This window comes from Streptomyces sp. NPDC014864 (assembly GCF_043081525.1).
Taxonomy (GTDB): Bacteria; Actinomycetota; Actinomycetes; order Streptomycetales; family Streptomycetaceae; genus Streptomyces.
The window spans coordinates 149,817-163,160 of sequence record NZ_JBIBWT010000015.1; the positions used below are offsets into that span (position 1 = coordinate 149,817).

Genomic DNA, 13,344 nt, shown 5'->3' on the forward strand with positions numbered 1-13,344 from the left:
CCGGAAGCCGGTCGCCCGGTCGCCGCAGCCGGTGCTCTTCAGCCGCCGGCCGGTCCCGGTCTTCAGCCGCAGTAGTGGCCGGCTCCTCTCCGCGCCTCAGCCGGAGCCGGCCCCCGGCCGCGCCCGCCGGTCAGGCGCAGTCGTTGCAGCCGGTCACTCGCGGCCGCTGCCGCAGGGGCCGGCCCGTCCGGCCTTCAGCCGGAGCCCGCGCCACTCAGCCGGAGCCCGCGCCACTCAGCCGCGGCCGCCGACCAGACGCAGCCGTTTGCCGCCCATCAGTCGCAGCCGCAGCCGCTGCCCGTGGCCGCCGGCAGCGGGGCCGGAACGCCGATCTTGGGCAGGCCGAGCATCACGCCGGCCGGCGTGGCCGCCTCGGCCGCGTTGCGCTTCTCCCAGGCGTCGCCCGCGCGGGTGCGGCGCACGTCGAGCACCGCGCCCTCGGCGAGCAGGTGGTGCGGAGCGGCGTAGGTGATCTCCACCGTGACCACGTCGCCGGGGCGGACCTCCTGCTCCGGCTTGGTGAAGTGGACCAGCCGGTTGTCGGGAGCGCGACCGGAGAGGCGGTGCGTGGCGCCGTCCTTGCGGCCCTCGCCCTCGGCGACCATGAGCTCCAGCGTGCGGCCGACCTGCTTCTTGTTCTCCTCCCAGGAGATCTCCTCCTGGAGGACGACGAGACGCTCGTAGCGCGCCTGGACGACCTCCTTGGGGATCTGGTTGTCCATCTCGGCGGCCGGGGTGCCGGGCCGCTTGGAGTACTGGAAGGTGAACGCCTGCGCGAACCGGGCCTCGCGGACCACGTGCAGCGTCTGCTCGAAGTCCTCCTCGGTCTCGCCGGGGAAGCCCACGATGATGTCGGTGGTGATCGCCGCGTCCGGGATGGCGGCCCGGACCTTCTCGATGATCCCGAGGTAGCGCTCCTGCCGGTAGGAGCGGCGCATGGCCTTCAGGACCGGATCGGAGCCGGACTGGAGCGGCATGTGCAGCTGCGGCATCACGTTCGGCGTCTCCGCCATCGCGGCGATGACGTCGTCGGTGAAGTCGCGCGGGTGCGGGGAGGTGAAGCGGACCCGCTCCAGGCCGTCGATGTTCCCGCAGGCCCGCAGCAGCTTGCTGAACGCCTCGCGGTCGCCGATGTCGGAGCCGTAGGCGTTGACGTTCTGGCCGAGCAGGGTGATCTCGGAGACGCCCTCCCCGACGAGGGCCTCGATCTCGGCGAGGATGTCGCCGGTGCGGCGGTCCTTCTCCTTGCCGCGCAGCGCGGGGACGATGCAGAAGGTGCAGGTGTTGTTGCAGCCGACCGAGATGGAGACCCAGGCCGCGTACGCGCTCTCGCGCCGCGTCGGCAGCGTGGAGGGGAAGGCCTCGAGGGACTCGGCGATCTCGACCTGCGCCTCCTCCTGGACGCGTGCGCGCTCCAGCAGGACCGGGAGCTTGCCGATGTTGTGCGTGCCGAAGACGACGTCCACCCAGGGCGCCTTCTTCACGATGGTGTCGCGGTCCTTCTGCGCGAGGCAGCCGCCGACCGCGATCTGCATCCCGGGCCGCGCGGCCTTCTTCGGCGCGAGGTGGCCGAGGTTGCCGTAGAGCCGGTTGTCGGCGTTCTCCCGCACGGCGCAGGTGTTGAAGACGACGACGTCCGCCTCGCCGTCCGCCCCCTCCGGCGCCCGCACGTAGCCGGCGTCCTCGAGCAGCCCGGCGAGCCGCTCGGAGTCGTGGACGTTCATCTGGCACCCGTAGGTGCGGATCTCATAGCTGCGAGTGACGCCCACTTCTCGGCTCCGGTCGATGCTGCTCATGCCACAAGGGTAGGCGGTCCGCGAAGTGCGTCCGGACGGCGGAAGGGCGGGGAACGCCTCACCGGAATCACCGGGAAATGAGGGCAAAGAGCACAAAATGGGGTCGCAGCATGGCCACCGCGGAGCGCCGCTCCCGCGGACCCTCCCGGACAGGCAGGTGTGATGCAGCTTCGTGACGCCCTCCGGACGACCGCGCCCGGCGCCACCTCGATCGGCGCCCCCCGGGCCGGCGTCCCCTCGGCCGGGGCGCTGCGCGCGTGGCTGCTGCGTCCGGCCGGGCCCGTCACGGTCGCGCTCCTCGCCGTCGTGCTGGCCGCCCGGGCCGCGCGGGTGGCGGTCGCCTTCGCGGGGGGCGGCATGGACAACGCCTTCGTCGTCCACGCCGGGCAGGTCTGGCTGCACGGTGGCGCCCCCTACGCGGACCGGCGGTTTCTGTACCTGCCGAGCGCCGTGCTGTTCGCCGGGGCGCAGGCGGCGCTGCCGGCGCCCCTGCTGCGCGTCGCCGCGCCCGTCGTCTGCGTGGCGCTGATCGCCGGCGGCTGGTGGTGCGCCGTACGGCTGTTCCGGGTGCCGGCGCGAAGCCGGTTCGCGGTCCTCGGACTGCTGGGACTGGTGCTGGCCTGGGCGCCCGTCGGCCACCTGGTGAACCTCGGCAACTGGACCGCCGTCAGTGCCCTCGCCCTGCCGCTGGCGCTGCTGCTGGCGGACCGCGGACGCTGGGACGCCGCCGGGGTGGTCCTCGGGATCTCCGTGGCCGTCAAGCCGCTGCTGCTGCCCGTCGTCCTGCTGTTCGTCCTGGCCCGGCGGTGGCGCGCCCTGGCGTGGATGGCGGGACTGCCCGCGGCACTGTCGCTGGGCGCGGCCCTGATGATGCCGGACCCGGGCGGGTTCTTCACCCGCACGCTGCCCTTCCTCCTCAAGGGCGGGGACGCCCTGATGCGTCCGTTCGACTCCTCCCTGCCCGCGGTGCTGCCGCGCCTGGGGGTGCCGCCCGCCCTCGCGGAAGGGGTCGCCCTGGCCGCGGCGGCGGCCGGCGTGGGGTGCGCCTGGCTGCGCCGCCGCCGCGCCGACCCCGGCCCGGCGCGGCTCGCGGACACGGCCGCGATGCTCATGCTGGCGTCCTACCTGGTGTCCCGCCCGTCCTACGACCACTATCTGGTCGTCGTCGTGCCGCTGCTGGTGGCCGGTGCGCTGGAGAGGGACTCGGTGACGCGCTCGCCGTGGTTCTGGGCGGCGCTCCTCCCGCAGGTCCCCGAGTTCACGTTTCCGCTGCTGGACGCCCCGATGCGCCGGGCGTTCAAGGACGCGGTCACCCTGGCCCTGCTCGCGTCGGCGCTGGCCGTGCGGTGCGCGCGGCCGTTCCCCGCCCGGGCGGCCGCCGAGCCGGCGCCGTCCATGGACCGGGCGCTGCCCGCGGACCGGGCACCGGCCACGGACCGGGCGCGGACCGCAGATCGGGCGCGGAATCCGGACCGTCCCGTTCCCCAGGTGCCCCTCCCGCCCTCGGGCCGCGCGCCGTCCCGGAACGGCGTGCGTGAAGGCAGCCGCTGACCACGCGGGGCGGCCGACCGGCGCGTCTCGGGCACGCCGGGGCACCGCACCATCCCGACGCGTGGATGTCAGGCGCCCTCGGGCGTCCAGCCCTGACGGCGCAGGACGGCCGACACGTCGGGTGCGCGGTAGTGGTCGCCCTTGAGCACCTTGCCGTCGGCGCGGCGGGCCACCTTCCCGTCGGGGCCGAGCTTGGTCATGTTGGAGCGGTGGATCTCGGCGATCACCTCGTCGAGGTCGATGCCGTGCACCAGAGCTGTGCCGTACGCCACGTACACGACGTCCGCCAGTTCGTGCGCGAGCCGGTCCAGCGGTCCGCCGACCGAGACCTCGGCGACCTCCGCGGCCTCCTCGGCGAGCAGTTCCCCGCGGTGCGCGGCGAGTTCCGGTGACACCTCGGCGGGTGTGCCGCGGGTGTCGAGCCCGAAGGCGCGGTGGAACTCACGGACGAGATCGGCGGGCGAGGAGCTCATACGGCGACTGTAGTCGCCGCCCGGGACCTCCCCGCCCGGGCATGCGGGCGCCCGGCCCTGGTCAGCACGGCGTCCCTGCTGGCAGGATCGCGCGCATGTCCAAGATGTTCTCCCGGATCGGCAGGCGCGGGGCCCTGCGGGGCGCGGCCGCCGGCGTCGTGGCGCTCGGCCTCCTGCTGTGGTGGCTGCTGCCGCTGGGCGACGAGCCGCCGAGCGGGACGATCACCATCAGCACCGGTACCTCCCGCGGCGTCTACCAGGAGTACGCCACGCTGCTGCGCACCGAGCTCGACCGGGAGCTGCCGGGCTTGAAGGTGCGGCTGCGGAACAGCGACGGCTCCCAGGAGAACGTCGCGCGCGTGGCGACCGGACAGGCCGACTTCGCGATCGCCGCGGCCGACGCGGTGGAGACGTACGAGCTGAACGACGGACCGGGCACCGCCCGCCTGCGCGGTGTCGCCCGCCTCTACGACGACTACGTGCAGCTCGTCGTCCCGCGTGACTCGCGCATCGCCTCCGTCGCGGACCTGCGGGGCAAGCGGGTGGCGATCGGGCCCCAGGACTCGGGGGTGCGGCTGATCGCCGGCCGGGTGCTCAAGGCTGCGGGGATCGACCCGGTCAAGGGGATCCGGCCGCAGCGCGACGGCATAGACACCGCCCCGGACCAGCTGCGGCGGGGCGCGATCGACGCGTTCTTCTGGTCGGGCGGGCTGCCGACGGCCGGGCTCACGCAACTGTCCGAGAAGTTCGCGTTCCGCTTCGTGCCGATCGAGCCCGACCTCGTGGCCCGGTTGCACGCGACGGGGGGCGCCACCCGCTACTACCGCGCCACGAACATGCCGGAGTCGGCCTATCCGACCGTCCAGCAGGGCTCGACCGTGCCGACGATCGCCGTGTCCAATGTGCTGATCACCCGCAAGGACATGGACCCCACCCTCACCGACTGGGTGACCCGTACGGTGATCAAGAGCCGCGACAAGATCGGCCACTACGTCCACTCGGCCCAGCTGGTCGATCTGCGCACCGCCATCTACACCGACCCGCTGGTCCTGCACGAGGGCGCGCGCCGCTACTACCGCTCGGTCAAGCCGTAGCACCCGCCGCCGCCCGGGCGCACGGCCCCTGCGCCTGGACACCACGGCCCTGAGGCCCGGGCGCCCGCGGTCCGGCGCCTCCGCCGCGGCACACCGGCCCCGGCGCCTGCCGTCCAACCTCCTCCAGGGAACCTGCGGACACACCCCCCAGGACGCCCACGGGCAGCACCCCCGCCAACGGCACATCCGCCCCGGCACCTGCGAACCCGCCCTTGGGCCTACCCCGCCCCCGGCTCCGACCTGGGCACCGTCACGGTCACCCTCAGGCCGTGCGGTTCGTTGCGGTCGTAGGCGATAGAGCCGCCGCCCGCCGCGAGGAGCGCCCGCGCGATGGACAGGCCGAGGCCGGAGCCCTTGATGTTCTGGTGGCGGCCGCTGCGCCAGAAGCGGTCTCCGACGCGGGCGAGTTCCTCCTCGGCGAGGCCGGGGCCGCGGTCGGCGACGACGATCGTCGAGGTGCCGCCGTCCGCGGAGACCGTCACCTCGACCCGCTCGCCCTCCGGGGTGAACTTCACCGCGTTGTCGATCACGGCGTCCAGCGCCGACGACAGCGCCACCGGGTCGGCCCATGCCGTGGTGGCGGGGCAGTCCGCCACCAGCCGCACCCCCTTGGCCTCGGCGGCCGGAGCCCAGGCCGCGACCCGTTCCCCGGTCAGCGCGCCGATGTCGGTGAGCCGGATGTCCGCCTCGGCGTGCTCGGCTAGCGCCAGATCGAGCAGGTCGTCCAGGACCTGGGTCAGGCGCTTGCCCTCGGTGCGGACCGAGGCGATCTCCTCGTTGTCCTCGGGCAGCTCCAGCGCGAGAAGCTCGATGCGCAGCAGCAGTGCCGAGAGCGGGTTGCGCAGTTGGTGCGAGGCGTCGGCGACGAAGGCGCGCTGCTGCTCCAGCACGTCCTCGACGTTGTCCGCCATCTCGTTGAACGACCGGGCCAGCCGGCGCAGTTCCGGCGGCCCGCTGGCCACCGCGACCCGTGACTTCAGCCGTCCGGTGGCGATGTCGTGCGTGGTGGCGTCGAGGACCCCGACGGGTTTGAGCACCCAGCCGGTCAGCCTCAGCGCGGCGCCGACGGCGAGCAGCATCGCGGCGATCTCCCCCGCGCCGATGAGCAGCCAGCCGTGCAGTGTGCTCGCCCGCATCTGCCCGGTCGGCGAGTCGGTGACGACGACCGCGACGACGTCCCCGTCCCGGATGACGGGCGAGGCGACGACCAGCCGGCGGCGCTGCCAGGGCCAGACCTGGGCGGGGTCGTGGCTGCGGCGGCTGAGCAGCGCCTCCTGGAACGCGTCGCGGACCTCGCCCGTCCGGGGGAGGAACCAGTCCGTCGGCGCGTTGGCCATGGGGGTGCGGGTGCGGTAGAAGACCCCGGCCCGAATGCCGTAGACCTCGTAGTAGCTCTCGAGTTCACGGCCGAGGGTGTCGCGGCGCTCGTCCGGGGTCGTCTGGCGGGAGCCGGAGGGGCGGTCGGTGACGAACTGGGCGAGGGCGGCGAAGCGTGCCGTGTCGTCGATCCGGTCGACGACCACCTTCTGCTGCTCGGCCGCGGCCACGCTGACGGCGAGCGGGACGCCGAGCGCGAGCAGCACCGCCGCCATCAGGACGATGAGCAGCGGCAGAAGACGCGTGCGCACCCGTGCCCGCTACGCGGCCGGGGCGACGAGGCGGTAGCCGACGCCGCGTACGGTCTCGATCAGGGCCGGCATGCGCAGCTTGGAGCGCAGGGAGGCGACGTGCACCTCCAGGGTGCGTCCGGTGCCCTCCCAACTGGTGCGCCACACCTCGCTGATGATCTGCTCCCGCCGGAAGACGACACCCGGGCGCTGGGCGAGCAGGGCGAGGAGGTCGAACTCCTTGCGGGTCAGCTGGACGACCGAGCCGTCGACGCTGACCTGCCGGGTGGGCAGTTCGATGAGCACGGGGCCGAGGCGCAGCGCGGTCTCGCCGCCGCTGTCCTGCTCCTCGTGGGCGGTGCGTCTGCTGACGGCGTGGATGCGGGCGAGGAGCTCTCCGGTGTCGTAGGGCTTCACGACGTAGTCGTCGGCGCCGAGGTTGAGGCCGTGGATGCGGGAGCGGACGTCGGAGCGGGCGGTGACCATGATCACCGGAGTGCTGGTGCGCTTGCGGATCTTGCCGCAGACCTCGTAGCCGTCCTGGTCGGGCAGGCCCAGGTCGAGCAGGACCACCCCGAAGCCGGCGCTCTCCGGAACGAGTGCCTGGAGGGCCTCCTCGCCGCTGCGGGCGTGCGTGACGTCGAAACCGTGCCGCGCCAGGATCGCGGACAGGGCGGCGGCGACGTGGTTGTCGTCCTCGACGAGGAGCAGTCTCATCCCGGCCCCCTCCGGTTCATGCGTCGTACGATCGTGGTCTGTAGAGGCGTGTGCACGCACGTGTGCACCATGGCAGTCACGCTGATGGACGACGACGGCGTCAAGAGGGTTCCGGTCGCGCACGGCTTCCGTTATGCAGCCGGTACGCGGCCCGGCGGCCACTGCTACGACACGTGTCCGATTGCTATCGGATCGTGATGCTCAGATCTCCCTCAGATGTAATGACGCAGGTCGTACGTGGAAATTAGTGTCCTCCGAAACCGAGGAGGACGGAGCCAGAGAAGCGATGACCGAAGTATCGATGGCCAAGGAAGACGTGGCTTCGACCGGGGATCTGGTCGCCCTGAAGAGCGTCAACAAGCACTTCGGCGCGTTGCACGTGCTCCAGGACATCGACCTGACGATCGCCCGCGGCGAGGTCGTCGTGGTCATCGGGCCCTCCGGGTCCGGGAAGTCCACCCTGTGCCGCACCATCAACCGCCTGGAGACGATCGACTCGGGCACGATCACGATCGACGGGAAGCCGCTGCCCCACGAGGGCAGGGAGCTGGCCCGGCTGCGCGCCGACGTCGGCATGGTCTTCCAGTCCTTCAATCTCTTCGCGCACAAGACCGTGCTCGAGAACGTCACCCTGGGCCAGGTCAAGGTCCGCAAGGCGGACAGGAAGAAGGCCGAGGAGCGGGCCCGTGCCCTGCTCGACCGGGTGGGCGTGGGCGCCCAGGCCGACAAGTACCCCGCCCAGCTCTCGGGCGGCCAGCAGCAGCGCGTGGCCATCGCCCGGGCGCTGGCGATGGACCCGAAGGTCATGCTCTTCGACGAGCCGACCTCCGCCCTGGACCCGGAGATGATCAACGAGGTCCTGGAGGTCATGCAGCAGCTCGCCCGGGACGGCATGACGATGATCGTCGTCACCCACGAGATGGGCTTCGCCCGGTCGGCCGCCAACCGTGTGGTCTTCATGGCCGACGGCCGGATCGTCGAGCAGGCCACCCCCGACCAGTTCTTCAGCAACCCGCGCAGCGACCGGGCCAAGGACTTCCTGTCGAAGATCCTCAACCACTGACGCCGAGCCCACGTCCCGCCGACTCCGACGACCTCGGGAGTCCGAGCCAAGTGACACCCACGATGCTGCTCATGCATCTGCCGACTCGAAGGATGTCCACGATGAAGTTCCGTACGTCTGCCTCCGCGGCAGTCCTCACCGCGCTCGCGCTGGCCCTCACGGCCTGCGGCGGGGAATCCGGCAACGCCGGCGACCAGCCCGCGGGCGAGGCCAGCGGCTCGAACGCGCCCAAGCTGCCGACGTATGCCGTCGCGGGGAGCGTGAAGCTTGGCTCCCCCACGCTGAAGAAGGCCCAGCAGGCCGGCAAGCTCGTCATCGGCGCCAAGAACGACCAGCCGTATCTCGGCTTCGAGGACACGAGCGGCAAGCGCACCGGCTTCGACATCGAGATCGCCAAGATGGTCGCCGCCGACCTTGGGTTCAAGCCCTCCCAGATCGAGTTCAAGACCGTCGACTCCAACGTCCGTGAGACCACCATCTCCAAGGGAGAGGTCGACCTGTACGTCGGTACGTACACGATCAACGACGAGCGTAAGAAGCAGGTCGGCTTCGCGGGTCCGTACTTCCTGGCCGGCGCGGACCTGCTCGTCCGCAAGGACGAGAAGGGCATCACGGGACCCGATTCACTTAAGGGCAAGACGGTCTGCTCCATCAAGGGCTCCACGCCTCTGCAGGAGATCAAGAAGCCCAAGTACGGGGCCAAGACGGTTGAGCTGTCGAAGTACTCCGAGTGTGTGCAGCAGCTGCTCAACAACGAGGTCGACGCCGTGACCACTGACGACGCGATCCTCAAGGGTTACGCGGCGCAGCGGCCGACCAAGCTCAAGGTGGTCGGCAAGCCGTTCACTCAGGAGCCGTACGGCGTCGGGATGAACAAGGACGACAAGGCCCTGCGCGACGCAGTCAACGACGCGATCGAGAAGCACGAGAAGAACGGCGACTACAAGAAGGCGTACGAGGCGACCCTCGGCCTGTCGGGGTCCCCGTACACGGAGCCGCCGGCCGTCAACCGCTACTGACAAGTCCGAGACGTCGCAGCTACAGCGTCGGACGGGTCTGCCGACCGGCCCCGGTCCCTCACCGGGGGCCGGTCGGCAGGCCGGCCCGTCCCGGCGGCGCCGCTCGGCGCACCGCCGTGGACGCGCTCTTCCCTGCCCGTACACCGCCACGAGGACCTCCCCGTGAACGTATTGCTCGACCATCTCGCTGAATTCCGCGAGGGGTTCATCGGCACCGTATTGCTGACCCTCGCCAGCGGAGTCCTCGCGATGGTGCTGGGTGTCATCATCGCCGGGTTCCGTGTCTCCCCCGTGCCTCCGCTGCGGATGTTCGGCACCGCGTGGGTCACCCTCTTCCGGAACACCCCCCTCACCCTGCTGTTCCTCATCGCCTGGTTCGTCGTCCCGGTCATCTTCGTGCCGGGGCTCAGCCCGTGGGCGAAGGCACTCCTGGCCCTGGGCCTGTACACCTCGGCCTTTGTCTGCGAGGCCGTGCGGTCCGGCATCAACACCGTGCCCCTGGGGCAGGCTGAGGCCGCCCGGTCTATCGGCATGACCTTCTCGCAGACCCTGCGTCTCATCGTCCTCCCGCAGGCGACGCGCACCGTGCTCCCGCCGCTGAGCTCGATCTTCATCGCGCTGACCAAGAACTCGGCGATCGCGGGCGCCTTCAGCGTCACGGAGCTGTTCGGCGTGCAGAAGATGTTGAGCGACCAAGGGTTCGCCATCGCCTGGATCTTTCTGTGGGTGGCTTTGGGCTATCTCGTGATCACGTTCTCGATCAGCGGTCTTTTCCGACTGCTGGAGCGACGTCTGGGGGTCGCACGATGAGTTCGAGCGTTCTGTACGACGCGCCGGGTCCCAAGGCCCGTACCCGCAACCGCCTCTACTCGGTGATCGGCTCGCTGGCCGTGGCCGCCGTGCTCGCCTTCGTCGTATATCGGCTGGACGTCAAGGGCCAGTTGGACCCGAAGGTCTGGGATATCTTCAACAACGCCGGGGTGCGCACAAACATCCGCGACGGCGTACTGACCACCCTGAAGGTGTTCGCCCTCGCGGGTGCGCTGTCCCTGGCTCTCGGGCTGCTGCTCGCCGTGGCGCGGCTTTCCGAGCACCGGGCAGTCAGCTGGGTCGCGACCACCTTCGTCGAACTGTTCCGCGCGATCCCGCTCCTCATCACCATCTACGCCCTGTGGGTGCTGTTCCTCACCTACAAGAGCGATCTCGGAGTCGTCGGGGAGAACACCGCGTTCTGGGGTCTCGTCATCGGCCTGACCGTCTACAACGGCTGTGTCCAGGCCGAGGTCTTCCGCGCGGGCATCAACGCGGTGCCCAGGGGACAGGTGGAGGCCGCGTACGCGCTCGGTCTGCGCAAGTACCAGGTCATGACGACGCTGTTGCTGCCTCAGGCGGTGCGTTCCATGATGCCGACGATGATCAGTCAGCTCGTGGTCACCCTGAAGGACACCTCGCTCGGCTACGTCATCACTTACACGGAGCTTCTGTTCGCCACGCGGACGATGGCGAACAACATCATCGTCAACGGGGAGAACCCGTTCACGGCGGTCACCATCGTCGTCGCGGCGATCTACATCGCGATGTGTCTGGCGCTGTCCTCGCTCGCGACCTGGATCGAGCGGCGGGGGCGCCGTACGAGGACCGGAGTCGCCGTGGCGGCTGCGGCCGAACCGGCCGAGCAGCCGGGGGTGCTCGACGTGACCGGAGGGTCCCTCGGCGCAGCCGACGGCGACGCCAACAAAACAGTGAGGTAGCCCGCCGAAGCGCAGGTGTCCTGGCCGCCGCGGTGGGGACGGCCAGGACACCTGCGGTGCCTCGGATTAGCCTCGCGCTTTCACGAGGCAGGCTGTCCAAGAGCTGATCAGAAACGCGGAAAGTGCCCTTGACCTGCAACGATGGGACTTGCTGAGGGTCCTGTTGGCTGCAAGGAAAAGAGCACTTTCCAGGTGAGAGAGCCTATCTCGTCGTACCCGCGTGTCCGTGTCCAGGGGGACGGCCGCCAGGTGGTTTCGCAGGCCGGCTCGGTCCTGCTGCTGGAGACGCTCCGCAAGGCCGGTCTTGACCAGGCGATGTCCGCCGCGCTTGCTCCGTGGCGGAGGCCGCGGGCCGTCCACGATCCGGGGAAGGTTGTCCTGGACCTCGCCTTGGCGATCGCGATGGGCGGCGACTGCCTGGCCGACGTCGGCATGCTGCGGACGGAGCCGGCCGTGTTCGGGCCGGTCGCCTCCGACCCGACGGTCTCCCGCCTGATCGACACCCTTGCCTCCTGCGGCGACACCGCCCTTCGGGCCATCCGCTCCGCCCGGTCCGGAGTCCGTGACGCAGTCTGGCGGTTGGCGGGCCGGAAGGCGCCGGACGCGGACGGGACGGTGACCATCGACCTGGACGGGGTGCTGGTGATCGCGCACTCCGACAAGCAGGACGCCGCCCCGACCTGGAAGCGGGCCTATGGCCACCACCCACTGATGGGGTTCGTCGACCACGGCCCGGGCGGCACCAGGGAACCTGTCGCGGCCCTGCTCAGACCGGGCAACGCGGGCTCGAACACCGCCTGCGACCACATCACCGCCGCCCGCCTGGCACTGGCGCAACTACCGAAGAAATACCGGCGCGGACGGCAGACCCTGATCCGCACCGACTCCGCCGGCGGCACCCATGACTTCGTCGCTTGGCTCGCCCAGCGCGGGCGCTGGCTCTCCTATTCCGTCGGCATGGTGATCACCGACGCGATCCACCAGCACGTGCTGAGGGTCCCGGCGTCGGCCTGGACACCGGCCGTCGAGCCGGACCGCGAGATCCGGGACGGCGCCTGGGTCGCCGAACTCAGCGGCGATGTCCTGGCCGGCTGGCCCACGGGCATGCGGCTGATCGTCCGCAAAGAAAGACCGCCCCCCGGGGCCCAGTTGAGACTCATCGACGCGGACGGCATGCGGCTGACCTGCTTCGCCACCAACACCAACAACCTGCCGATCGCCGACCTCGAACTCCGTCACCGCCTGCGGGCCCGCGCGGAGGACCGCATCAGGGCCGCCCGGGCCACCGGCCTGCGGAACCTCCCCCTGCATGACGCCGCCCAGAACCGCATCTGGCTGGAGATCGTCCAGATCGCGAAGGGTGTTGCACAAGGCCGTGATCAAGCAGCCTGAAGCGTGAGGCTGGGCTTGGTGGTCATGCGGCGAGGGCAAGGTTGCGCATGCGGGCCACGGCCTGGACAGCGTGGTGGAGACCGTCGCCGCGCTGCCGGCAGTCGCGGAGGATCTTGTAGTTCTTCATGCGGGAGAAGACGTGCTCGACGCGTGCGCGGACCTTGCGGTGGGCAGCGTTGTCCTCTTCCTCGCCCTTCATCAGCGCTCGTCCCGGCCGTTTGCGATGCGGGACGACCAGACCCGTGTTGATATAAGCGCCGTCGCCGAGCACCGTCACACCGTGGCAGTGCTCGGCCAGACCGGAGTCCCGCCAAGCCCTGGCATTGGCGGTGTTGCCGGGCACTGGCCGGGCTGCTGCCACCACGAGGCGGGTAACGGCATCCACGATGACCTGCACCTTCGCCGAGAACCGGTAGTTGCGGGAAGAGGCACCGACGCCACGGTCGCGGACCGGGATGAGGGTGCCGTCCACGATCCACATCCGCTCCGGGGCGTCAGAGGGGCGGGAGACGGGCTCCAGCGCGAGCAACGGTCCCAGCCGCTGGATGACACGGCACACCGTGGAGGACGAGACGCCGAACAGCGGGCCCAGCTGCCGCATGGTCAGGTTCGTTCGGTAGTACACCGCGACCATCAGGACCCGCTCGGCCAGCGGTAAGGCCCACGGTCGCCCTTGCAGGGTGCCGTTGCCGCCCCGCTCCCGCACCACCTTCAACAGACCCGAAAACTGCGTCATCCGCAGCCCCGTGAACGTCTCCACCCACACCCGCTCAGCACGTAACACCGCGGCCATACCTAGGAGATGCCCAGCTCACGGCCTTGTGCAACACCCTTTACGAGCTCGTGCACGGTAGGCGGAGAGGCGTCGAGCTCCGGATCGC

11 protein-coding genes and 1 pseudogene are annotated in these 13,344 nt (G+C 70.7%); 7 read left to right on the plus strand and 5 right to left on the minus strand.

Annotated features, from left to right (window positions below; genetic code table 11):
* Positions 1–275: 275 nt before the first annotated feature.
* A complete protein-coding gene (gene miaB, locus ACF1A5_RS25500) occupies positions 276–1,796 on the minus strand; it encodes a tRNA (N6-isopentenyl adenosine(37)-C2)-methylthiotransferase MiaB (protein WP_392195185.1) in 1,521 nt (506 codons plus the stop codon).
* Between the two features lie 162 nt (positions 1,797–1,958).
* Here miaB and ACF1A5_RS25505 point away from each other — a divergent pair, with 162 nt between their 5' ends.
* On the plus strand, positions 1,959–3,347 hold the full coding sequence (locus ACF1A5_RS25505; RefSeq protein WP_392195186.1) for a glycosyltransferase 87 family protein: 1,389 nt from the start codon (positions 1,959–1,961) through the stop codon (positions 3,345–3,347).
* Between the two features lie 68 nt (positions 3,348–3,415).
* Here the strand turns inward: ACF1A5_RS25505 and ACF1A5_RS25510 are convergent, their stop codons facing one another.
* A complete protein-coding gene (locus ACF1A5_RS25510; RefSeq protein ID WP_392195187.1) occupies positions 3,416–3,820 on the minus strand; it encodes a MazG nucleotide pyrophosphohydrolase domain-containing protein in 405 nt (134 codons plus the stop codon).
* A gap of 95 nt (positions 3,821–3,915) precedes the next feature.
* Between ACF1A5_RS25510 and ACF1A5_RS25515 the strand changes: the two genes are divergently transcribed.
* On the plus strand, positions 3,916–4,914 hold the full coding sequence (locus tag ACF1A5_RS25515) for a TAXI family TRAP transporter solute-binding subunit (protein ID WP_392195188.1): 999 nt from the start codon (positions 3,916–3,918) through the stop codon (positions 4,912–4,914).
* A gap of 218 nt (positions 4,915–5,132) precedes the next feature.
* On the opposite strand, the gene ACF1A5_RS25520 is transcribed toward ACF1A5_RS25515, so the two are convergent.
* Together ACF1A5_RS25520 and ACF1A5_RS25525 are read right to left on the minus strand one after the other, a co-directional pair.
* Complete coding sequence (locus ACF1A5_RS25520) at positions 5,133–6,542, minus strand: ATP-binding protein (protein WP_392195189.1); 1,410 nt, start codon at positions 6,540–6,542, stop codon at positions 5,133–5,135.
* Between the two features lie 9 nt (positions 6,543–6,551).
* The gene (locus ACF1A5_RS25525) at positions 6,552–7,238 is read right to left on the minus strand and encodes a response regulator transcription factor (protein ID WP_392195190.1); all 687 of its coding nucleotides are present in this window, start codon (positions 7,236–7,238) and stop codon (positions 6,552–6,554) included.
* A gap of 286 nt (positions 7,239–7,524) precedes the next feature.
* On the opposite strand from ACF1A5_RS25525, the gene ACF1A5_RS25530 reads away from it, so the two are divergent.
* From ACF1A5_RS25530 to ACF1A5_RS25550, 5 genes and pseudogenes are all read left to right on the plus strand, one after another.
* Positions 7,525–8,301, plus strand: coding sequence for an amino acid ABC transporter ATP-binding protein (locus ACF1A5_RS25530; protein WP_392195191.1), 777 nt, complete (start codon positions 7,525–7,527; stop codon positions 8,299–8,301).
* Positions 8,302–8,402: 101 nt separating this feature from the next.
* On the plus strand, positions 8,403–9,320 hold the full coding sequence (locus ACF1A5_RS25535) for a glutamate ABC transporter substrate-binding protein (protein ID WP_392195192.1): 918 nt from the start codon (positions 8,403–8,405) through the stop codon (positions 9,318–9,320).
* A 162-nt stretch (positions 9,321–9,482) separates the two neighbouring features.
* Positions 9,483–10,130, plus strand: a complete 648-nt coding sequence (locus ACF1A5_RS25540) for an amino acid ABC transporter permease (protein WP_392195193.1) — start codon at positions 9,483–9,485, stop codon at positions 10,128–10,130.
* A complete protein-coding gene (locus ACF1A5_RS25545) occupies positions 10,127–11,071 on the plus strand; it encodes an amino acid ABC transporter permease (protein WP_392195194.1) in 945 nt (314 codons plus the stop codon). Before ACF1A5_RS25540 ends, ACF1A5_RS25545 begins: the two co-directional genes overlap by 4 nt.
* 192 nt (positions 11,072–11,263) lie before the next feature.
* Positions 11,264–12,427, plus strand: a pseudogene (locus ACF1A5_RS25550) (IS1380 family transposase); the annotation flags it as partial.
* 58 nt (positions 12,428–12,485) lie between these two features.
* On the opposite strand, the gene ACF1A5_RS25555 reads toward ACF1A5_RS25550, so the two are convergent.
* Positions 12,486–13,256, minus strand: coding sequence for a transposase family protein (locus ACF1A5_RS25555; protein ID WP_392195195.1), 771 nt, complete (start codon positions 13,254–13,256; stop codon positions 12,486–12,488).
* Positions 13,257–13,344: the final 88 nt, after the last annotated feature.